Below are 20,859 nucleotides of genomic sequence, written 5' to 3' on the forward strand. Positions count from 1 at the left end.
CCTCCCGCTGCTCATACGTATGAGCACATCTGCAGAATGGGTTGATCCGGGACGCTAAGCACAGAACGCTCGCCCGTCAAGGGGAGACGAAAAGTTCCGGTCACGCCCTTGACGCCTGGCCGTAACGTCCATACCGTCCCTGTTCATACGTAGAAGCAACCGGCCTTCCCCCGTCCGGCCGGCCTGCGCATACGTATGCGCACCCCCTGGAGACACACATGCGAACAAGAGGACTCCTGGTCGCCGTCGTGATGGTGCTCGCCACCGCGTGCACGGCGGGCGTCCAGAACCAGCCGGCCGGCGGCGCCCGCGCGGACACCATCGTCTTCGGCAAGACCGACGCCGGCACGACGTACATCCGCAACTACAACGTCGTCGGGCCCGCGACGCAGAAGACCCCGAACGCGGAGATGATCTACGAGCCGCTGGCCCGCATCGACTACAGCGACGGCGGCACCGTCAAGCCGTGGCTGGCCGAGAGCCTCGAGTTCGACGAGAAGGGCACCCGGCTCACGATCAAGGTGCGCCAGGGCGTGACGTTCTCCGACGGCGCGCCGCTGACGGTCGACGACGTCGTGTTCTCCCTGAACCTCCCCCTGGAGAACCCGGACTTCAACCTGGGCGGCACCACGTACACGGCCGTGGAGAAGGTGGACGAGTCCACGGTCGCGGTCACGTTCGCCAAGTCGGGGTTCAGCGAGATCAACCAGTTCGCCTCGCCGTCGTTGCCGATGGTGCCGAAGAAGATCTGGGAGAAGCAGGACCTCAAGACCTGGACGAACCCCGACCCCGTGGGCACCGGCCCGTTCGTCCTGGAGTCGTTCGCCGCCCAGCAGATCACGCTGCGCGCCCGCGACGACTACTGGGGCGGCACGTTCCCCATGACGCACCTGAAGATCATTCCGACCAACCAGGACGCGGTGAAGGCGCAGCTGCTGCGCGGCGAGGTCGACTGGGCCATCCAGTCGTGGCCCGGCGCCGAGCAGGAGTACGTCGCCAAGGACCCGGGCAGGCACCTCTACCAGCTGTACGCCACCGGCGGGGCGTACTCGATGCTCTACAACACCGCCGAGCCGCCCTTCGACGACGTGCACGTGCGCCGCGCGCTGGCGATGACGATCCCGCGCGGCGACATCGTCACCACACTCAACCGGCCCGGCACCGAGGCGGGCCCCACCGGCCTCGTCGACCTCGTCTACCGGGACTGGATCAAGCCGGAGTACCGCGGCAAGGTGCAGCAGGTCGACGCCGAAGGCGCCAGGCGCGAGCTGGCGGAGGGCGGCTGGACGGTCACCGACGGCAAACTGGTCAAGGACGGCGAGGCGTACGCGCCCACCCTCTCCTTCAACCAGGACTTCGGCTGGGCCCCCTACGCCGACATCATGATCAACAGCTGGAAGTCGGCGCTCGGCCTGCAGGTCAAGTCCGCCGGAGCCCCCGGCGCCAACCTGTACGAGAGCCAGCAGCTCGGCAAGTTCGACCTGACGATCGCCACCACCGGCGGCGCCGGCGTGAGCGGCGTCTACAGCATGCTGGCCGGCCGCGCCGTCAAGCCCGTCGGCAAGAAGGCCGCCACCAACCCGGGCCGCTGGAAGGACGCGAAGACCGACGCCGTGCTCGCCGAGCTGATGGGCACCGACGACACCGGCGAGCTCAGGCAGTACGCCCAGGAGATGCAGACGATCGTCGTGGACCAGGTGCCCTTCAGCCCGATCTACAACTCGTACTGGTTCGTGGCGATCAACGCCGGGCGGTGGACGGGCTGGCCCACCCCCGGGAAGTTCACCCACGTCCCGTTCCCCGGCCTGGGCCCCGACACCACGATGACGCTGATGAACCTCAAGCGTGCCGCCCCGTGACCGGCGGACGCTTCCTGGCCGGACGGCTCGGCTTCTACGCCGCCGCCGTGTGGTCGGCCGTCACCCTGAACTTCCTCATCCCGCGCCTCATGCCAGGAGACCCGTCGCTGGCGATCATCGAGGAGCTGGAGCGGGTCAGCGGCCAGTCGCTGCCGCCGCGCACGCTGGAGTCCATCCAGCGCCTGTTCGGCGACCCGAGCGCCAACCTCGGCTCCCAATACCTCGACTATCTGGGCCAGCTCGCCCGGCTCGACCTCGGCGTGTCGATCAGGAACTTCCCGACCCCGGTCAGCGACCTGGTCTGGCAGGGTCTGCCGTGGACGCTGCTGCTGGTCGGCAGCACCACCGTGGTGGCGTTCCTGGCCGGCACCGGGCTCGGCGTGATCGCCGGGTGGCGGGCCGGCGGCCGGTTCGACTCGATCGTCAGCCCGCTGACCACGTTCGTGTCGTCGGTGCCGTACTTCTGGGTGGCGCTGCTGGCGTTGTGGGCGTTCGGGTTCCTGCTCGGCTGGTTCCCGCTGGCCGGCGGCTACGACCCGGACCTGCCCGTCGGGTTCAACGCGCCGTTCCTGCTGAGCGTCCTGCACTACGGCGCCCTGCCCGCCGCCACGATCGTGTTCTCGGCGTTCGGCGGCTGGCTGCTCGGGATGCGCAACATGACCGTCACCACGGTCCGCGAGGACTACGTGCTGCTCGCCCTGGCCAAGGGCCTGTCGCCGCGCAGGGTCATGCTCCGGTACGCCGCCCGCAACGCCATGTTGCCGAACTTCACCGGCTTCGCCCTCGCGCTCGGCGGCGTCGTCGGCGGCGCGCTGCTGACCGAGATCGTCTTCAGCTACCCCGGCATCGGCTACCTGCTGTTCATCTCGCTCCAGCAGCGCGACTACCCGGTGATGCAGGGCGTCTTCTTCCTCATCACGCTCACCGTGCTCCTCGCCAACCTGGCGGCCGACTCGGTGTACGCGCTGCTCGACCCGCGTATCAGGGAGCGCGCATGAAGGTACGCGCAGGCTCGGCCATCATCGCCTTCTTCGCGCTGGTCGCGATCTTCGGCGGCTGGTTCAGCGAGACCGTGCTGGGGCTCGACCTCCGGGCCAACGACATCCAGGCCATCGCCCAGCCGCCGTCGGCGGAGCACCTGCTCGGCACCACCCAGTTCGGGCAGGACGTGCTGGCCCAGGTGATCGCGGGGGCGAGCGGCTCGATGTTCGTGGGCTTCCTGGCCGCCGCGATCGGCACGGCGCTGGCGGTGCTGGTCGGCGTGACCGCCGGCTACTTCGGCGGCGGCGTGGACGGCGTGCTGAACTTCCTGACCAACCTCTTCCTCGTCATGCCGGTGCTGCCGCTCATCTTCGTCGTGGCCGGCTACCTGCGGGGCACGGGCCTGTGGACGATCGCGCTCATCATCGGGCTGTTCGGCTGGGCCGGCGGCGCCCGCACGCTGCGCGCTCAGGCCATGAGCGTGGCGGGACGCGACTTCGTCCGCGCCATGCGGCTGCTCGGCGAGAGCAACCGCCGGCTCGTCTTCTTCGAGGTGCTGCCGCACCTGACCGGGCTGATCGCCTCGATGTTCCTGCACGCGCTGATCGGCGCGGTGCTGGCCGAGGCCGGGCTGGCCTTCCTGGGGATCTCCGACTCCGCGGCGATCAGCTGGGGCACCATGATCCAGGCGGCGCAGCAGCAGAGCGCGGTGCTGCGCGGGCTGTGGTGGTGGTTCGTGCCGCCGGGGTTGTGCATCGCGCTCATCGGCACCGCGGCGGCCCTGGTCAACTTCGGCGTGGACGAGGTGGCCAACCCCAAACTCCGGGTCGTCAGGACCCGCCGGCCACGGATCGCGAGGAGCGAGGCGGCATGACCTCCCAGACACAGGAACACGCGCCGGCCACCCCGGCCGCCCACCGCGCGGTGCTGCGGGTGGACGGGCTCAGCGTCGAGTACGGCGGGGAGGTGCGGGCGTGCGTGGACGTGTCGTTCACGCTGCGCCGCGGCGAGATCCTGGGCGTGGCCGGAGAGTCGGGGTCGGGCAAGTCCACCCTGATCACGGCGCTGACCCGGCTCCAGCGCCCGCCCGCCGTGACCACCGCCGGCCGCATCCTCTACCACGGCCGCGACGGCGGCCCCCCGGTCGACCTCGTCACGCTGGACGACCACGCCCTGCGGGGCCTGCGCTGGACGAGCCTGTCCATCGTCCTGCAGAGCGCCATGGACGCGCTCAACCCGGTGATGCGGCTCGGCGCCCAGTTCGCCGACGCGTTGCGCGCCCACGACCGGCGGATGAGCAGGAAGCAGGCCTGGCAGCGGGCCGCCGAGCTGCTGGCCATGGTCGGCATCTCGGCCGACCGGGTGCGCGGCTACCCCCACCAGCTCTCCGGCGGCATGCGGCAGCGCGCGGCCATCGCGCTCGCCCTGGCCTGCCGGCCCGACCTGGTCGTCATGGACGAGCCGACCACCGCCGTGGACGTGGTCATGCAGCGCCAGATCCTCTCCCAGGTGCTGCGCCTGCGCGACGAGCTGGGCTTCGCCGTCGTGTTCGTCACCCACGACCTGTCGCTGCTGCTGGAGGTGGCCGACCGGATCGCCATCATGTACGCGGGCCGCATCGTCGAGATCGGCACCGCCCGGGCCCTCCACACCGACCCGAAACACCCGTACACGCAGGGCCTGCGCGACTCGTTCCCGCCGCTGCACGCCCCGCTGCGGCCGCTGACCGGCATCCCCGGCAGCCCGCCCGACCTGCGCAAACCACCGCCGGGGTGCGCGTTCCACCCCCGCTGCCCCGAGCGCTTCGACGGCTGCGACGCGACCCTGCCCGAGCTCGTCCCGGCCGCCGGTCACGAGGTCGCCTGCCTGCTCTACCCTGCTGGAGGTGATCACTGATGAGCGAGCCCGTGCTCGAGGCGCGTGAGGTCGCCAAGCACTTCCCCGCCGGCAGGCGCGGCGTCGTGCGGGCCGTGGAGGACGCCACCCTGGCGCTGCTGCCCGGCCGGATCGTGGCCCTGGTGGGGGAGAGCGGCAGCGGCAAGACCACGCTGGCCCGCGTGCTCGCCCGCTTCTACCCGCCCACCAGCGGCGAGGTGCTGCTGCACGGCCGCGCGGACACCGGCCGCCGCCGCTACCACGGCGACGTGCAGCTGATCTTCCAGGACCCGTTCGGGTCGCTCAACCCGCTGCACCGCGTCCGCTACAACCTCGAACGCGCCCTGCGCCTGCACCACCGCACCCGCGACCGGCGGGAGCTGGAGCGGCAGGTGCTGGAACTGCTCGAACGGGTCAGCCTCAGCCCCGCCGCCGACTTCGTGGACAAGTTCCCCCACGAGCTGTCCGGCGGCCAGCGCCAGCGGGTCGTCATCGCCCGCGCGCTCGCCGTACGGCCGAAGGTGCTGCTCGGCGACGAGCCCATCTCGATGCTGGACGTGTCGATCCGGCTCGACATGCTCAACCTGCTCGCCCGGCTGCGCGACGAGGACGGGCTGGCGCTGCTCTACATCACGCACGACATCGCCAGCGCCCGCTACCTCTGCGACGACATCGTCGTCATGTACGCCGGGCGCATGATCGAGGGCGGGCCCAAGGAAGACGTGATCGCCAGGCCCCGGCACCCGTACACCAAGCTGCTCGTCGAGTCCTCGCCCGACCCCGGCCCCGTCGAACAGCGCGGCGAGGACGACCGCGCCGCGCTGTTCGACGGCGCCGACGAGCTGGGGGAGCCGCCGAGCCTGGTGAACCCGCCCGCCGGGTGCCGCTTCCACCCGCGCTGCCCGTTCGCGATGCCCGAGTGCGAGCAGAGCGCGCCCCCGCGCACCGACCTGGGCGGCGGGCACTGGGCGCACTGCTGGCTGCACCAGAAGGGCCGGGCCGGCGAGCTCGATGCCACCACCCACGCGGCCGCTCTGGCCCTGCGAGCCGCCGGTGCCGGCGGCTCGGGAGAGGAGGAAGGGCCATGACGCCCAAGCGCCGCGGGCAGGCCCCGCGCCAGTCCGACGTGGCCCGGCTGGCCGGGGTGTCCCAGTCGGCCGTGTCCCGCGTGATCAGCGGGGACGTGGACTCCGCGCGCATCCCCGAGGAGACCCGCCAGCGGGTGCTCGCGGCGATCAAGGAGCTCGGGTACGTCCCCAACGCGTCCGCGCGCAACCTGCGCAACAAGCGCAACAGCCTGATCGGCGTGCACACCTTCGAGGCGGTCTTCCCGCACGCCCGCGACGACTTCTACTTCGAGTTCCTGCTCGGCATCGAGGAGCGGGCCGAGCAGACCGGCTTCGACCTGGTGCTGTTCACCTCGACGGGGGCGGGCGACGGGCGGCGCAGGGTCTACCGCGACGGCACCAACCGGCTCAACCTGGCCGACGGCAGCGTGTTGCTGGGCGTCTCCACCGACCGGGCGGAGCTGGCCAGGCTGTGGGCCGACGGCTACCCGTTCGTGCACATCGGCCGCAGGGAGGTGCCCGGCGCGGAGATCCCGTGCGTGATCCCCGACTACCGTGGCGCCGCCATCGGCATCGTCGACAAGCTGGCCGGGCACGGCCACCGCCGCTTCGCGTACCTGCGCGAGCCCATGGAGATGGAGCCGTACGCCGACCGGCGCGACGGCTACCGCGAGGCGGTGGAGCGGCTCGGCCTGACCGACAGGTCGCCCGGCTTCCGCGGCGAGAGCGGACTGACCGGTGACTGGATCGACGAGCTGGTCCGCGGCGGCGAGACGGCCGTGGTCGCCGAGAGCGTCCGGCTGGCCGAGCAACTGCTGGGCGGGCTCAGGGAGCGCGGTGTACGCGTGCCCGAGGACGTCTCCGTCGCCGTGCTCGAAGCCACCTGGGAGGGCGCCTCCGCCCGGTGGGACTCCTTGGAGATCCCGCGCGTCGCCATCGGCCGCATCGCCGTCGACCGGGTCATCGCCATGCTCGACCACCCCGACCAGCCACCCGAGAGCCTGCTCGTCCCCTGCCCGATCGTCCCCGGCACGACCATCGCCGCCGCCCGCGACGAGCGGCTCTAGACCCTGGCGACCACCTCACCCGGGCCGCGCCGCGACCCGGCGATGGCCCCTGTCCTCATCGACGCGGCCCTCTACACAACACGAAGGAGCCCACGGGGAATGACGGAACTCCGAACTGACGTGCTCATCGTCGGCGGCGGCCTGGGAGGCGTCGCGGCCGCGCTCACCGCCGCGGAACTCGGCCGGAAAGTGATCGTCACCGAGCACACCGACTGGCTGGGCGGCCAGCTGACCGCGCAGGCCGTGCCGCCGGACGAGCACCCCTGGATCGAGCGGGAGTTCGCCCCGCCGGGCTACGCCGACCTGCGGCGCCGGGTGCGCGACTACTACCGGCGCAACTATCCGGTGCGCCCGGGCGCCGGCCCGCTGACGGACCCCGGGCTCGGCATCGTCAGCAGGATGAACCACGAGCCGCGCGTGGCCGTCGCCGTCCTCGACGAGATGCTCGCCCCCTGGCGGGCGTCGGGTCTGATCACCGTCCTGCTCCGGCACGAGCCGGTCTCCGCGTGGACGAGCGGCGACCGGATCGACGCCGTCACGCTGCGCGACCTGGAGACGGGCGGGGAGCTGACCGTGGCGGCGCCGTACGTGGTCGACGCCACCGAGCTGGGCGACCTGCTGCACCTCGCGGACGTCGAGCACGTCGTCGGGGCGGAAGGGCGCGACACGACCGGCGAGCCGCACGCCCCCGACACCGCCGACCCCCTCGACCAGCAGGCCATCTCGTGGTGCTTCGCGCTGGAGCACCGGCCGGGGGAGGAGCACGTCATCGACCGGCCCGAAGGCTACGAGCACTGGCGCGACACCGCCGCGCCGTTCTGGCCGGGGCCACAGCTGTCCTGGACGGACGTGGTGCCCATCACGCTGGAGCGGCGCGAGTGGCGGCTGTTCGGCGACGGGACCGGACACTTCGACCTGTGGCAGTTCCGGCGCATCCTGGCCGGCGAGCAGTTCACCGGGCTGCCCGACCTGACCATGGTGAACTGGCCGCAGATCGACTACTGGGAGAGCCCGCTGCTCGGCGCCGACCCCGCCGTCGCCCTGGCCGGCAGCCGGGAGCTGTCGTTGTCGTTCCTGTACTGGATGCAGACCGAGGGCGGCTACCCCGGCCTGCGGCTGCGGCCCGACGTGACCGGCACCCGCGACGGGCTGGCCAAGACCCCCTACATCCGCGAGTCGCGCCGCATCGTCGCCGAGTTCACCGTCCTGGAGCAGCACGTCGGCGTGCAGGCCAGGCCGGACGGCGCGGGCAGCGAGGTCTTCCACGACAGCGTGGGCCTCGGCCGCTACCGCATCGACCTGCACCCCAGCACCGCGGGGCGCACCTACGTCGACATCGAGGCGTACCCCTTCCAGATCCCGCTCGGGGCGCTCGTCCCCGTGCGCGTGGACAATCTGCTGCCCGCCAACAAGAACATCGGCACCACCCACATCACCAACGGCTGCTACCGGCTGCATCCCGTCGAGTGGGCCATCGGCGAGGCCGTGGGCGCGCTCGCGGCCTTCTGCCTGGACCGCGACCTGCCGCCGCGCAAGGTCCGCTCCGACGCCGCGCAGCTGTCGGACTACCAGCACCTGCTGAGCGACACGCTCGGCATCACGCTCGCCTGGCCGGAAGAGATCCGTACCCATCGAGAGTAGGAGCCCATGTCCCGCTTGAGCGCCACCGTGACAGCCACAGTGACCACCACAGTGACCGCCCTCGTCCTCGGCCTGCTGGCCCTGATCCCCGTCCAGCCCGCCACCGCCGCCGCGGGGGAGTCGTTCATCGACCGCTTCGACGGCGCCCTCGACACCAGCCGCTGGTACGTCTCCGACGGCTGGAACAACGGCGACCACCAGAACTGCCAGTTCAACAGGAACAACGTACGGGTGGAGGGCGGAGCGCTCACCATCACCTTCGACGACAACGCGTACGGGGAGCGCGACTACTCCTGCGCCGAGGTGCAGTCGCGGGCCCGGCTCGGCTACGGCACGTTCGAGACCCGGATGAAGGCGGGCAAGGGCAGCGGACTGAACTCCGCCTTCTTCTCCTACATCGGCCCGGTGCACGACCAGCCGTGGGACGAGATCGACTTCGAGGTGCTCGGCAAGGACACCACCAAGGTCGAGGTGAACTCGTGGGTCAACGGCACCTCCTCCGGCGGATTCCCCGTCGCGCTGCCCGCCGACTCGGCCTCCGCATACGTCGACTTCGCGTACGTGTGGGAGCCCGGCCGGCTGCGCTTCTTCGTCAACGGCACGCTGGTCAAGACCCTGACCGGTGGCCAGGTGCCCACCCACGAGCAGATCCTGTTCGCCCAGATCTGGGGCAGCGACACGCTGACCGGCTGGATGGGCCCCTTCGCCTACCCCGGCCACCCCGTCGAGGCGTCCTACGACCACATCGCCTACACCAGGCTCGGTGACCCGTGCCAGTTCACCGGCTCGGTCGCCTGCGCGGTCACCACGTCGTTCGTCGACGACTTCGACACCCTCGACACTTCGCGCTGGTACGTCTCCGACGGCTGGAACAACGGCGCCCAGCAGAACTGCACCTGGGCCCGCGACCAGGTCTCCGCCTCCGGAGGCATGCTCAACCTGTCGTTCACCAAGAAGGCGACCGGCGACCGGCAGTACGCCTGCGCCGAGGTCCAGACCCGCCGGCGGCTGGGTCACGGCACCTACGAGGCCAGGCTGAAAGGGGTCGCCGGGTCCGGTCTGATGTCGGCGATGTTCACCTACGTCACCGGCGAGGCCATCGACATCAAGGTCATGGGCCGAGACCCCGGCAAGGTCAAGCTCATGGCCTGGGACGACAAGATGCCGCTGGGCGAGACGCTGGCGCCGATCCCCGAAGGGTTCGTGGACGTGGGCATGGTGTGGTCGGACAGCAAGATCGACTACTACGTCAACGGCACGAAGGTGCATTCCATCACGGACGCGGCCCGGCTGCCCGAGCTCGACGCCAACCTGTTCCTCAACGTGTGGGGGAGCGACACGCTGACCGAGCACATGGGGCCGTTCGAGGACCCGGGCAGGACGCTCACGTTCCAGGTGGACCGGGTCGCCTACACCGCCCCCGGCGACCCCTGCCCGTTCACCGGCTCCATCGCCTGCGCCTGACAGGGGTACCGCGGGCCGTCCCTGACGGCTCGCGGTACCCGCGTCCCGCGCGCCGCTTGTTTCCGCTACGGTGCGGAGGGCCCGCCACTTGACGTTCCCGGAGGTGACGCCCATGCCCGGCCGGCGTGCGGACGCCCGGCGCAACTACGCGCGCATCCTCGCCGTGGCGGAGGCGGAGGTCGCCGCGCGCGGCGCCGACGCCTCCCTGGAGCAGATCGCCCGTACGGCGGGTGTCGGCTCGGCCACCGTGCGGCGGCACTTCCCCAGCCGGCGCGCGCTGCTGGAGGCGGTCTTCCGCGAGCGCATCGACGCCCTGAGCGCCCGCGCCCACGAGCTGGCCGGAGCGACGGACGCGCGGGCCGCGCTGCTGGAGTGGCTGGGCGCGGTCACCGCGTACGCCGCCGGCGCGCAGGGGATGGCCGCCGCGCTGGTGGAGGACGGGCTGCTCGGATCCGGGCAGGTGAGCGCCTGCGCGGTGACACTCACCGAGGCGGGGGAGCCGCTGCTGCGACGCGCGGTACGCGCCGGCGGGGTCGATCCCGGCGTGACCGTCGCCGACCTGCTCGCGCTGATCACCGGCATCGTCCTGGCCACGGAGCGCCGGCCGGATCCCCCCGCCGCGGCGGACCGGCTGCTCGAGCTGGCCGTGCGGGGGATCAGCCCGCAGAAGTGAGACCGTTCCCGGCCGCGGCGGCCCGGGGACGAGGGGCGGGATGGCCGGCGGGCGTGCACGGCCGGAGCGCACGCGGGCGCTGCGCGGCCGTCCGGATCATCTGCCGGGCCGGCGCGTGACGCGCACCCGCCACCGGACCGGCCCGCAGGCCAGGTAGGCGAAGCCGACGTTCGGGTCGCCGGCCGCCAGGGCGGCGCAGAGCCCGGCGGGGTCAGTGCGCGCGTACAGGTCGAGCCGTTCGCCCGGAGCCAGCCTGCGCAGCCGGTCTCCGACGGCGTCGAGCAGCCGGTCCGCGGGCAGCGCGTCCAGCTCGATGACGGGGCCTTCGGTGAGCGCGAACCACCGGTGCGGGCAGGCGCCGAGGGAGGCGGTCGAGATCGTCGGCCTGCCCGGCGCGGCCAGGGTCGCCTGCTCCACGGCGAAGTGGCGTTCGAGCTGGGTGAGCAGGTCACGGACGATGGTGGCCAGCTGCGCGGGGGAGCGGGTGCCGTCGCCGCGGGCCGCGACGGAGATGGTGTCCACGCAGGCGCGCAGCCGGGCGTGGTCGCGGGCCAGGCGCGACAGCTCGGGGGTGGCCTCGCTGGCGGGGAAGAGCAGCCGTTCCTCGTCGGTGACCTGCCTGATGAGCTCGGCGCGCAGATAGCGGGCCAGCGCCGCCAGCTCCCCGCGGGGCCACCGGTTCTCCGAGGCGATCCGCAGGACGCGACGGGCGCGGTCGGTGACGTGGGCCAGGAGGAGAGCGTGCTCCGAGGTCAGCGTGGTCGGCGTGGTCGCAGTGTCCATGATCCCTTCCTCAACCGTGTGGGTGGCCGGTGCCGTGGAACTCCTACGAAGGCGGCGTGCCGGGGCCGTCTCCCCGGGCGTCGGGAGAAGCTTCGTGCCAGGTCGGGGGCAGGAGGGCGGTGTCCATGCGCCGCAGCTCGTCGCGGTGCAGCGCGCTCAGGCGCCCCAGGACCCGTTCCCCCTCGCGGGTCAGCGTCACCCGCACCGCCCGGCCGTCGCTGGGATGGGCGTCCCGGCGTACGAGCCCCTGACCCTGGGCGCGGCTGACCAGCTCGACCACGCTGTGGTGGCGCAGCAGCAGCCGGTCGGCGAGCTCCCGCACGGTGGCCCAGTCGCGCCCCGGGAACCCCTTGAGGGCCAGGAGCAGCTGGTACTGCTGCGGCGTGAGGCCGGCGGCGCGCACCGCCTCCTCGCTGAAGCGCAGGTAGCTGCGGATGCCGAAGCGGAAGCGGGCCAGCGCCTCGAAGTCGTCCTTGGTCAGGGGCGTGCGCTCCGCTGCCTGGTCGTCCATCGCCCTGCCGTCCTCCTCCGCCGACGTACCCGTGGACTCCAGTTTATATCGTGTTACGATAGAAATCGTCCAGAAGGGTGATGGATCGCACCTGGCCCCCGGAGGTGTGTCGTGCTCGACGACCACGAACGTGAAACGTTGCGCAATATCCAGCGCCGGTTGCGGGTCGACGACCCCGACTTCGCGAAGTCCTTCGGCACCGGCACGCGACGACTGCGCCGGGCCGCGGCCACCGACCTGTCGAGACGGGCCTATACCACCATGCTCGTCGTCAGCTCGGGATTCGGGGTGATCCTGCTGCTGGCCGGATCGCCGTTCCTCGCCCTGCTGTTCGCCGCGCTGGCCGTGTGGGTCTGGTACGCACGCGCGCAACGCGACGAGAACGACGGCGAACGGCCGTGACCGGGCGGCCTCCTGGCCGGGCGCGCGGGTGGCCGGGCGGAGGTCTGCCGTAGGCGGGGGATGGGTATCCCTTTCGGGGTCTCTGACAGCCTTGCGCTGTCTCGTCCCCGACCGGACGGAGCCCGGTGGCGCCTCCTCCCACCCCCAGCAGATCGAGCGCGCTCGTCACCGCCGCCCTGGCCTTCAGCGGCATGGTCGTGTCGATGATGTTCACCCTGATGGTGCCCATCATCCCCGACCTGCCGCGGCTGCTGTCGGCCTCGGCGGAGGACGCGTCCTGGGCCATCACCTCCACGTTGCTGTCCTCGGCGGTGTTCACACCGGTGAGCGGGCGGCTCGGCGACATGTACGGCAAGCGCCGCATGATGGTGATCAGCCTCGCCCTGATGGTCATCGGCTCGGCGATCTGTGTCTTCACCAGCGCGCTGCCCCTCGTGGTGCTCGGCCGTACGCTCCAGGGCTGCGCGGTCGGCGTGATCCCGCTCGGCATCAGCATCATGCGCGACCTGCTGCCGGCGGGGCGGCTGGGCTCGGCCATGGCCCTGATGAGCGCGACGCTGGGCGCGGGCGGCGCGATCGGGCTCCCGCTGGGCGCGGTCGTCGCGCAGTACGCCGACTGGCACATGCTCTTCCTGGTGGCCGCGGCGATGGGCGCGACGGGCCTGGTCCTGACCCTCACGGTCGTCCCCGACTCGTCGCTGCGCGCGGGCGGACGCTTCGACTTCCCCGGCGCGGCGGGCCTGACGGCCGGCCTGGTGTGCTTCCTGCTGCCCATCAGCAAGGGCGGCGGCTGGGGCTGGACCAGCCCGCTGACCCTGGGGCTGTTCGCCGCGGCGGCCGTCATCTTCGCCGTCTGGGCGTTCGTGGAGCTGCGGGTCGCGAACCCCCTGGTCGACCTGCGGACGACCACCCGGCGGCAGGTGCTGCTCACCAACCTGGCGTCCATCGCCTTCGGATTCGCCATGTTCGGCACCCAGCTGGTCTTCCCCCAGGTGTTGCAGTCCCCGCCCGCCTCCGGCTACGGGCTCGGGCTGTCCCTGTTCGAGGCCGGGCTGTGCATGGCGGTCGGCGGCGGCATGATGATCGTGCTCTCGCCCGTCTCGGCCCGCATCACCGGCGCCTACGGTCCCAAGGTGACCCTCGTGCTCGGCGCCCTGCTCGCCGTCGCGGGCTACGCCGGCGCGCTGGCGGCGATGACGGAGGTCTGGCAGGTCGTGCTGGCCGCCACCATCGTCTCGGCCGGGGCCGGCCTCGGCTACGCCGCGATGCCCGCCTCGATCATGAGCTCGGTCCCCGTCTCGGAGACGGCCGCGGCCAACGGTTTCAACTCGCTGATGCGCTCCATCGGCACCGCCACGGCCAGCGCGGTGATCAGCACCGTGCTGGCCGCGCACACCGTGCGGCTGGGCGCCGCCGCGCTGCCCTCCCGGGACGGCCTGCACTACGCGCTGATCATCTCGGTGGCCGCCGGGGTGGCCGGGATGACCATCTCCGCCTTCCTGCCCCGGCGCCGGCCCGCCCGCCCGGGCGCCGGTCCCGAGCGCCTGGTGAGGCGCACGCCCGGCGTACAGGCGCCGTCATGACTGCTGTGCGGCCGGCGTCGGCCGGCGCACGTCAGGTCGCCGCCGGCGGGACGGTCATGGACCCGCGGGTGGCGGAACACCGCCGGGTCCTTCAGGCGACGGCCAGCTTCTCCAGGTCGGCGACGAGGTCGCCGGGCGTGGGCAGCAGGGCGTTCTCGTCGCGCAGCCGGGTGGCGGCCGTGCCGTACGCGGAATCGCCGAGCACGGTGGCGGCGGCGCGCTCGATGGCGGCCGCGTCGGCCCGGCGGTAGTCCACGCCCACCGCGGCGCCCGCGCCGCCCAGCCGTTCGGCGTAGTGGTATTCGTCGGCGTGCGACGGAACCATGATCATCGGTACGGACGACGCCAGCGCCGTCATCATCGTGCCCGCGCCCCCTCCGTTGACCACGGCGTCACAGGTGGGCAGCAGCAGGTTCAGCGGCATCGACTCGACGATCCGCACCTCGGGCGGGACCTCGCCCAGCAGGGCCCGCTGGCCGGGCGTGATCGCGGCCACCACCTCGACGGGCAGCTGCCGCAGGGCCGCGACGGCCAGCTCCAGGCCGTGCAGGGTGCCGGTGCGCTGGGCGAACATGTGCCCCCACGTGACGCACACCCGGGGACGCTCGACGGGCCGGAGCAGCCACGACGGCATGACGCCCGGCCCGTTGTAGGGCACATACCGGATGTGCCTCCTGGGCAGCTCGGCGGGCTCCGCCAGGCTGGGCGGGCACGGGGCCACCGTGAGGTCGCCGAGCGGGTCCACGCCCTCCAGGCCGTACCGCGACCACAGCTCTTCCAGGACCGGCGCCTCGAAGTCGCGGCGCCCGTAGGTGGTGTCCAGACCCCACAGGTGCCGTACAGCGGGCACGCCCAGGCGGCGGGCGGCGATGAGTCCCGCGTAGGCGCGTGCCTCGAAGACGACCAGGTCCGGACGCCAGCTCCCGGCGAAGGCGATGAGGTCGTCGGCGGCCGCGGCCGCGATGCCGGAGAACATCCCGATGGCGCGGGTCAGGCGCAGCCGCTGGTGCTCCTCGGCGGTCATGTCCTCCCGCGGGCCGAGGTCGTGGCCCTGCCAGAAGGTACGCAGGTCGACGTCCTGTCCCACGGCGATCGCCGGCAGCCCCGACCGGGTCACGGTGGCGGTGAAACCGGGCTCGCAGGCCACCCGTACCTCGTGTCCCGCGGCGCGGAGCGCCCAGGCGAGGGGGACGGTCGGGTGGAAGTGGGCCGCGGCTGCGATGGTGGTGAAGAGTATGCGCATGGGAGCGACCGTGCGCAGGGCCGGTGGAGATGAGGTGGAGAACCGATCGAGCACCCGTGGAGAGCCCGTGGGCCCCGGTGATCAGGCGGTCGAGTGCGACGACAGCACGCCGGCGGGCGCGCCCGCGGCCTCCCACATGGCCCGTACGGACTCCAGGTGGGGGCGGCGTGGCCGCCAGCCGAGCAGGCGTGTCGCATGCGTGATGTCCACCTGGGTCCAGTCGCCGCCCCTGGCCTGGACGGCGCCCGCCCGCTCGCGTACCGACTCCGGTGACCGCCCCGCCGCGGACAGGAGGTCCTCGACGATGGTGCGGATGTTGATCGCCTGGCCGCTGCCGACGTTGACGAGCGGGTCGGCGGCGCGGTCGGCCGTCACCTCCACCACGAGGTCGGCGACGTCCCTGACATCGACGAAGTCGCGCCATGCGTCCACGATCGTCAGGTCGAGCTCCGCGCCGTCGCGCAGCTTGCCGAGGAGGCCGCCGAGGAAGCTGGCCTCGGCCGGGTGCGGGCCGTAGACGTTGGCCACCCGCAGCACGACGGCGTCGAGCTCCCCGGCGCGGACCGCGTCGAGGATGCGGCGGGAGCCGGCCAGCTTCGTGCGCGCGTAGACGCTCTGCGGCGCGGGGCGCAGCTGCTCCGTGATGGTCAGCCCGTGCGGCGTCGGGCCGTACTCGTGCACGCTGCCCACGTGCACCAGACGGGCCGGGCCCGGCAGCATCGTCATGGCCTCGATGAGCTGGTCGACGAGCCGGACGTAGGTGCGGTGCATCTCCTCGTCGCCCGCGACCCAGCCGCCTGTGGCGTTGACGACCGCCTCCACGCCCTCGTCGGCCAGCACCTTGGCCAGCTCCCCGCCGGAGAGCGCGGCGACGTCCAGCGGCAGGAACCGGTAGGCGTCCAGATGGGCGGCGCGGCGGCGGGCCACCGCCACCGGCGGCCGCCCCTGGCGGGCGAAGGCGGCGCACACCTGCCGCCCCACGCAGCCGCTCGCGCCCAGCACCGCCACGCGTCCGGTCACAGAACCTTCGTTGAAAGTACCCATGGCCCGACGCTCGCGCCGGCCGGACGACGGCCCGTCGAGCGTCGCTGGACCGGGCCCGCCGGCCCGCTCCAGCGATACTCGAGCCGGACGCGGGCGCTCAGGGCCTCCGACGCGTGCATGCGTGAAATGCCGATGTGCGGAACGCCGCCAGGATTGGCAGGCCCAGGTCTGACCACACTCCGAAATCGGTCGTTCATTTCAACATTTCCACGCCATTTCGGGCCGGTGCGGCGCGGTGAATTCTATCGCCGCCGCACGGATGGTGAGCTCGTCATGGCACATGTCAAGATAACGTGCATCATTGTTCAGGCGCGATTGCAGGGGTTGACCGTGTTCGGGGCGCCGCCCTACCATGCGATCATGGAGATCCGATATCCGATTGAAAACAATGATTTTCAGCGTGACGACGTGAAGGTTTTCACCGTCAGTCAGGGCGGAGTCGGCGTCTCCCGGACGGGCGCCATCGATATCTACACCACAGGATTCGCGGGATGCACCGGTGTGATCATCACCTCGAAGGAGGGCGGCGGAGCCCTGGTCTCTCACGTCTCCCAGCTCGGGCACAGGGTCGGACGGAGGGCCGCGGACGGTGAGGACGAGCGGCAGGCGAGAAAGAAGAACTATCTGATCGAGGCCACCCAGGGCGCACTCGACCTGGCGAAAAAGCACTTCGCGGACGGCGGCGCGCTCTCTCTGGCGCTTGTCCATGGCATGAAATCGGACCCCGACTTCGCTGACGAGCTCACGGCCGAAAACCCGGCCCTGGTGCATGTCCAGGATATCCGAGCCGATCGGGACAGGGCGGCGTTGCTCTATCTGGACACGCGGAAGAAGAGGCTCTACCTGTGGGGCTCCACCCAGCACGACCATTTCGACAAAATCGTGAGCGGGGTGGAGCTGTTCGAGGAGGGTCCACCGAAATGCTCCGCGCAGGGGACGCTCGAGCTGGTGCATGCCACGAACGGAATGCCCTGGCGTCTCTACGACTGAGAGATCCGGGGCGCGGCCACTGGACGCGCGGCGGCCGGCCTACCCGCAGGCGCCGGTGAGCCAGGCGCGATATTCCCTGGTGAAGTTCGTCATCACACTCTTCGGCGCCTGCGCCAGCACCTCCTGCCAGCGGCTCACGTTGCCGTTCCAGGAGGGTGGCGGCTCCGTCCAGCTCACGCTGTCGGTCCAGCGGGCCTCGGAGCCCTTGAGGAGGCCGGGGTGGCGCTTGGCGAGCTCGCCCTGGATCCAGGAGTCCAGCGAGTAGACCAGGATGCGTTGGGAGGCCTGGCGTTCTTTGATCGGGTCGGAGATCTCCTTCCAGGCGGTCGTGGCGTAGGCGGGGTCGGACAGGACGGCTCTGGCCTCGGTCTTGACCTCCAGCAGGGCGATCAGGCCGGTTGAGCGCACGTGGTCGAGCCACTGCCGCAGCGTGTAGACCTGCTCTCCCGCGTACGGGCCGCGTGCGATGCGGCGGTCGCGCAGGTTGTCGCTTCCGGCCGCCCACCAGAGGTCGGTGATGTTCTTCCTCGTGCCCGTCAGCCCGTTGGTGGAGGTGTTGTGCCACATGACGGCCTTGGTGCCGTGCCGCGTGAGCTGGAGGTCGCCTTCCACCCCGTCGGCGCCCCTGGCCTTCTGGTCGTTCACGCCGCGGACGTTGTTGGGCTGGCGGATCTGGTCGCGTTCCCAGGGGTTGGGCCCTGAAGGATAGCCGCCGTGCCCGAAGACGAGCGGGCAGGAGGCCGCGCGGGTCGTCGTCGCCTGGGAGTGCGCCGCGGGCGGCGTGACCGCGACGGCGATCGCGGCCAGCGAGGTCACGAACGCAGCCTGCGTCCTGATCAGCATCACATGCGACTCCGTCCGTGGGGGGCCGGGCTGGGTGATCCGCACGGGCAGAGTATGCGCGGAGCCTCAGCCGATCAAGGGTGGAGGAGTGGCGGTGTTCGTGCCCAGCTCAGGGGTAAAAACCAGGTCAGAAGCTGTCCGAATGGGCAGACTCGGGAAGCGCGGGGTGTTGTCGCTGGCAGCGGGCACATCACCGTCCCGCGAACGGCACGAGCACGACGGAGGGCACCATGTCTCTTCTGCGCTACTTCGGCATTGCACGCCAGCCAGTGCCCAATCCGGATCTATATCCGGACAGCTCCGGCGCGAGTGCGCGCCGGCGGCGTCGGCGCCGCCGGTGAGCTGACCATCGACCTCAGAAGCATCCGGCCGAGCACCATCCCGGTCGGGTGTTTCGCTGCCTTGCGGCCCGTTCACGGGACCGGCCCTGCTCAGCGCGGCGACGGCAGCACGGACAGCTCGCTGGGATAGGCGTCCGCCGGCGCGCCCAGCACCCAGACGATCATCGCCGCCAGCGTCTGCGGCCGGATGCACGACGCCGGATCGTACGCGCGCCCGAAGGCCCGCCTGACTTCCCCCAGCAGGTCGGTCGCCGTCGCCGCGGGATAGACCGTGGTGACGCGCACCCCATGGGCGGCCTCCTCCTCACGCAGGGAATCGGCCAGCTCCCGCAGCGCCGCCTTGCTGCCGACGAACCCCGACCAGCGGGGGACCCCGGTCATCCCAGGCGAGGCGTTGACGAAGATCACATGACCTCTCGACCGCCGTAGGGCGGGCAACGTCAGGCGTACCAGCTCGGCCGCCGAGGCCGGGGACGTCGAGCCGTCCGACGCCGCGTCCCACGGCGGTCACCCGATGCCCCGCCTCCGTCAGCGCGCCGACCAGCGGTCCGCCGATCCCTCCTGTCGCCCCGGTCACCAGCACGTGCCCCATGACGGTCCTTTCGTCGAATCCGGCACTCGATCATCGCCACTCGCGGGAGCCCGCTCAACACGGACCGGTCAGCCGTCCGGTGGAGCGGGTCAGCCGTCCGGTGGGGCGGCGGGTTCAGCCGCCGGTTCATGGCATGGGTGGATGTGCGCCTCGCTGCCGGATTGGGAGGCTGACGACCTCAACTCCAGCAGGTCGGAAGGGAACGAGACACATGTCGCAGACGAGCGGTGGGAACACGAATGCGCCCGGCCGCAGGGCGATGAGCCGTCGTGGACTGCTCGCCGGCGCGGGTGCCGGCGCGGTCACTGGGGCGGTCGCGGGGGTGGCCGGCACGTGGGGTGCCGAGGTCGCGTCGGCGGAAACGGGCGCGTCGGCGTTCGGGCCGGTGACAATACGTCCTGGTGACCCCCGTTACGACACCTTGTTGCGGGGCAACAATTTCCGGTTCGCGGGCCGGCCGGACGAGATCCGCGTGTGCGGCTCGACCGACCAGGTGGTGCGTGCCGTGTCGGACGCGGCGCGGTCTGGCAGGCGGGTCGCGGTGCGCAGCGGCGGGCACTGCTTCGAGAACCTCACCGGCGACCCGGCGGTGCGCATGCTGCTGGACCTGTCACCGATGGACGAGGTCGCCTACGACGCCCGCCGGCGGGCGTTCGCCGTGCAGCCGGGAGCGACGCTCGGCCACGTGTACCGGACGCTGTTCAAGGGCTGGGGCGTGACGATCCCCGCGGGCAGCTGCCCGGGAGTGGGCGCCGGCGGGCACTTCTCGGGCGGCGGCTACGGCGCCCTGTCCCGGCGGTACGGCTCGGTGGTGGATCACCTGTACGGCGTGGAGGTCGTGGTGGTCGACCGCGACGGCACCGCCCGCGCCGTGGTCGCCACCCGCGAGCCCGGCGACCCGAACCGTGATCTGTGGTGGGCGCACACCGGCGGTGGCGGCGGCAACTTCGGCGTGGTCACCCGTTACTGGCTGCGCTCGCCCGGCGCTGCCGGTGCCGATCCGGCGAAACTGCTGCCGCCGTCGCCGCAGCGGATGCTGCAGCAGACGGTCATCTGGTCCTGGGAGCGCATGACGGAACGGGCGCTCACCGGGCTGCTGCGCAACTTCGGGGACTGGCATGAGCGCAACAGCGCGCCCGGCTCGCCGCACGCCGGGTTGTACGGCATCCTCCATGTCTCGCACCGCGCCGGCGGCACCGCCATGCTGAACGTCCAGATCGACGCGGACCTTCCCGAGGCCGACGACCTGGTGAGCGAGTTCGTGTCCGCGGTGACCGCGGGCGTCGGGCTGACGCCGGTGCTCGACCTCCGGCGTACGCTGCCGTGGTTGCACCCGATGACCTGGCCGGGCACCGGCGAGGCCGGCGACCTGCTCACCCGCCGGTACAAGATCAAGGCCGGGTATCTGCGACGGGGGTTCACCGAGGCCCAGCTCGCAGCCGTGCACCGCAACCTGACGAACACCACCGGCGGGCCGGAGTCCGGCATTCTGCTCATCGGTTACGGCGGCGAGGTCGGCACGGTCGCGCCAGGGGCCACGGCCATCGCCCAGCGCGACGTGGTCATGAAGGCGGTCTACCAGACCATCTGGAGCGACGAGAAGGACGACGCGGCCAACCTCGCCTGGGTGCGCCGCCTCTACCGCGACGTGTACGCCGGCACCGGCGGCGTGCCCGTGCCCGGCGCGGTCGACGACGGCTCCTACATCAACTACGCCGACGCCGACCTGGCCGACCCGAAGTGGAACACCTCGGGCGTGCCCGCGCAGACGCTCTACTACAAGGACAACTACCCGCGCCTGCAGCGGGTGAAGGCCAGATGGGACCCGCGCAACGTCTTCAGGCACGCCCTGGCCGTCGAGCCTCCCCGGGCCGGATGACCGGTTGAGGACGTGCTGGAG

19 protein-coding genes are annotated in these 20,859 nt (G+C 71.7%); 13 read left to right on the plus strand and 6 right to left on the minus strand.

All coding sequences use genetic code 11. The annotated features are described in order from the left end of the window. The first annotated feature begins 218 nt into the window (after positions 1–218). The 9 genes from ACTWPV_RS04645 (at position 219) to ACTWPV_RS04685 (ending at position 10,627) form a co-directional block, all read left to right on the plus strand. Positions 219–1,859 carry an ABC transporter substrate-binding protein gene (locus tag ACTWPV_RS04645; RefSeq protein WP_443150712.1) on the plus strand — a complete coding sequence of 547 codons (1,641 nt, stop codon included), beginning with the start codon at positions 219–221 and terminating at the stop codon, positions 1,857–1,859. Then, a complete protein-coding gene (locus ACTWPV_RS04650; protein ID WP_443150713.1) occupies positions 1,856–2,857 on the plus strand; it encodes an ABC transporter permease in 1,002 nt (333 codons plus the stop codon). Before ACTWPV_RS04645 ends, ACTWPV_RS04650 begins: the two co-directional genes overlap by 4 nt. After that, a complete protein-coding gene (locus ACTWPV_RS04655; RefSeq protein ID WP_443150714.1) occupies positions 2,854–3,714 on the plus strand; it encodes an ABC transporter permease in 861 nt (286 codons plus the stop codon). The genes ACTWPV_RS04650 and ACTWPV_RS04655 overlap by 4 nt, the downstream gene beginning before the upstream one ends. Continuing rightward, entirely contained in the window at positions 3,711–4,736 is a 1,026-nt protein-coding gene (locus tag ACTWPV_RS04660; RefSeq protein WP_443150715.1) for an ABC transporter ATP-binding protein, read from the plus strand. Before ACTWPV_RS04655 ends, ACTWPV_RS04660 begins: the two co-directional genes overlap by 4 nt. Beyond that, positions 4,736–5,803 carry an ABC transporter ATP-binding protein gene (locus ACTWPV_RS04665; protein ID WP_443150716.1) on the plus strand — a complete coding sequence of 356 codons (1,068 nt, stop codon included), beginning with the start codon at positions 4,736–4,738 and terminating at the stop codon, positions 5,801–5,803. The genes ACTWPV_RS04660 and ACTWPV_RS04665 overlap by 1 nt, the downstream gene beginning before the upstream one ends. Beyond that, positions 5,800–6,849 carry a LacI family DNA-binding transcriptional regulator gene (locus ACTWPV_RS04670; RefSeq protein WP_443150717.1) on the plus strand — a complete coding sequence of 350 codons (1,050 nt, stop codon included), beginning with the start codon at positions 5,800–5,802 and terminating at the stop codon, positions 6,847–6,849. The genes ACTWPV_RS04665 and ACTWPV_RS04670 overlap by 4 nt, the downstream gene beginning before the upstream one ends. 99 nt (positions 6,850–6,948) lie before the next feature. Further along, the gene (locus ACTWPV_RS04675) at positions 6,949–8,490 is read left to right on the plus strand and encodes an FAD-dependent oxidoreductase (protein WP_443150718.1); all 1,542 of its coding nucleotides are present in this window, start codon (positions 6,949–6,951) and stop codon (positions 8,488–8,490) included. Positions 8,491–8,529: 39 nt separating this feature from the next. Further along, positions 8,530–9,954 (plus strand): family 16 glycosylhydrolase, encoded by a 1,425-nt coding sequence (locus tag ACTWPV_RS04680; protein ID WP_443150719.1) that lies wholly within the window; start codon positions 8,530–8,532, stop codon positions 9,952–9,954. A gap of 112 nt (positions 9,955–10,066) precedes the next feature. Continuing rightward, complete coding sequence (locus ACTWPV_RS04685; RefSeq protein WP_443150720.1) at positions 10,067–10,627, plus strand: TetR/AcrR family transcriptional regulator; 561 nt, start codon at positions 10,067–10,069, stop codon at positions 10,625–10,627. 96 nt (positions 10,628–10,723) lie between these two features. Here ACTWPV_RS04685 and ACTWPV_RS04690 read toward each other — a convergent pair whose 3' ends face one another. Both ACTWPV_RS04690 and ACTWPV_RS04695 read right to left on the minus strand, forming a co-directional pair. Continuing rightward, positions 10,724–11,410 (minus strand): hemerythrin domain-containing protein, encoded by a 687-nt coding sequence (locus tag ACTWPV_RS04690; RefSeq protein ID WP_443150721.1) that lies wholly within the window; start codon positions 11,408–11,410, stop codon positions 10,724–10,726. A gap of 43 nt (positions 11,411–11,453) precedes the next feature. Further along, positions 11,454–11,921 carry a MarR family winged helix-turn-helix transcriptional regulator gene (locus tag ACTWPV_RS04695; protein ID WP_443150722.1) on the minus strand — a complete coding sequence of 156 codons (468 nt, stop codon included), beginning with the start codon at positions 11,919–11,921 and terminating at the stop codon, positions 11,454–11,456. Positions 11,922–12,032: 111 nt separating this feature from the next. Between ACTWPV_RS04695 and ACTWPV_RS04700 the strand changes: the two genes are divergently transcribed. Further along, positions 12,033–12,323, plus strand: coding sequence for a DUF3040 domain-containing protein (locus ACTWPV_RS04700; protein WP_443150723.1), 291 nt, complete (start codon positions 12,033–12,035; stop codon positions 12,321–12,323). 125 nt (positions 12,324–12,448) lie between these two features. Then, a complete protein-coding gene (locus tag ACTWPV_RS04705) occupies positions 12,449–13,906 on the plus strand; it encodes an MFS transporter (RefSeq protein ID WP_443150724.1) in 1,458 nt (485 codons plus the stop codon). A 91-nt stretch (positions 13,907–13,997) separates the two neighbouring features. Here ACTWPV_RS04705 and ACTWPV_RS04710 read toward each other — a convergent pair whose 3' ends face one another. Both ACTWPV_RS04710 and ACTWPV_RS04715 read right to left on the minus strand, forming a co-directional pair. Further along, positions 13,998–15,149, minus strand: coding sequence for a nucleotide disphospho-sugar-binding domain-containing protein (locus ACTWPV_RS04710; RefSeq protein ID WP_443150725.1), 1,152 nt, complete (start codon positions 15,147–15,149; stop codon positions 13,998–14,000). Positions 15,150–15,230: 81 nt separating this feature from the next. Further along, positions 15,231–16,169: an NAD-dependent epimerase/dehydratase family protein gene (locus tag ACTWPV_RS04715; RefSeq protein ID WP_443150726.1), complete on the minus strand. Its 939-nt coding sequence runs from the start codon at positions 16,167–16,169 to the stop codon at positions 15,231–15,233. 297 nt (positions 16,170–16,466) lie between these two features. Here ACTWPV_RS04715 and ACTWPV_RS04720 point away from each other — a divergent pair, with 297 nt between their 5' ends. Further along, positions 16,467–17,183, plus strand: a complete 717-nt coding sequence (locus ACTWPV_RS04720; RefSeq protein ID WP_443150727.1) for a hypothetical protein — start codon at positions 16,467–16,469, stop codon at positions 17,181–17,183. A 39-nt stretch (positions 17,184–17,222) separates the two neighbouring features. Here the strand turns inward: ACTWPV_RS04720 and ACTWPV_RS04725 are convergent, their stop codons facing one another. Both ACTWPV_RS04725 and ACTWPV_RS04730 read right to left on the minus strand, forming a co-directional pair. After that, entirely contained in the window at positions 17,223–18,071 is an 849-nt protein-coding gene (locus ACTWPV_RS04725) for a glycerophosphodiester phosphodiesterase (RefSeq protein ID WP_443150728.1), read from the minus strand. Between the two features lie 386 nt (positions 18,072–18,457). Next, a complete protein-coding gene (locus tag ACTWPV_RS04730) occupies positions 18,458–18,805 on the minus strand; it encodes an SDR family NAD(P)-dependent oxidoreductase (RefSeq protein WP_443150729.1) in 348 nt (115 codons plus the stop codon). A 365-nt stretch (positions 18,806–19,170) separates the two neighbouring features. Here ACTWPV_RS04730 and ACTWPV_RS04735 point away from each other — a divergent pair, with 365 nt between their 5' ends. Beyond that, on the plus strand, positions 19,171–20,838 hold the full coding sequence (locus tag ACTWPV_RS04735) for an FAD-binding oxidoreductase (RefSeq protein WP_443150730.1): 1,668 nt from the start codon (positions 19,171–19,173) through the stop codon (positions 20,836–20,838). The last annotated feature ends 21 nt before the right edge of the window (positions 20,839–20,859 follow it).

Origin of the sequence: Nonomuraea sp. KM88, assembly GCF_052245635.1 — a bacterium.
Taxonomy (GTDB): Bacteria; Actinomycetota; Actinomycetes; order Streptosporangiales; family Streptosporangiaceae; genus Nonomuraea.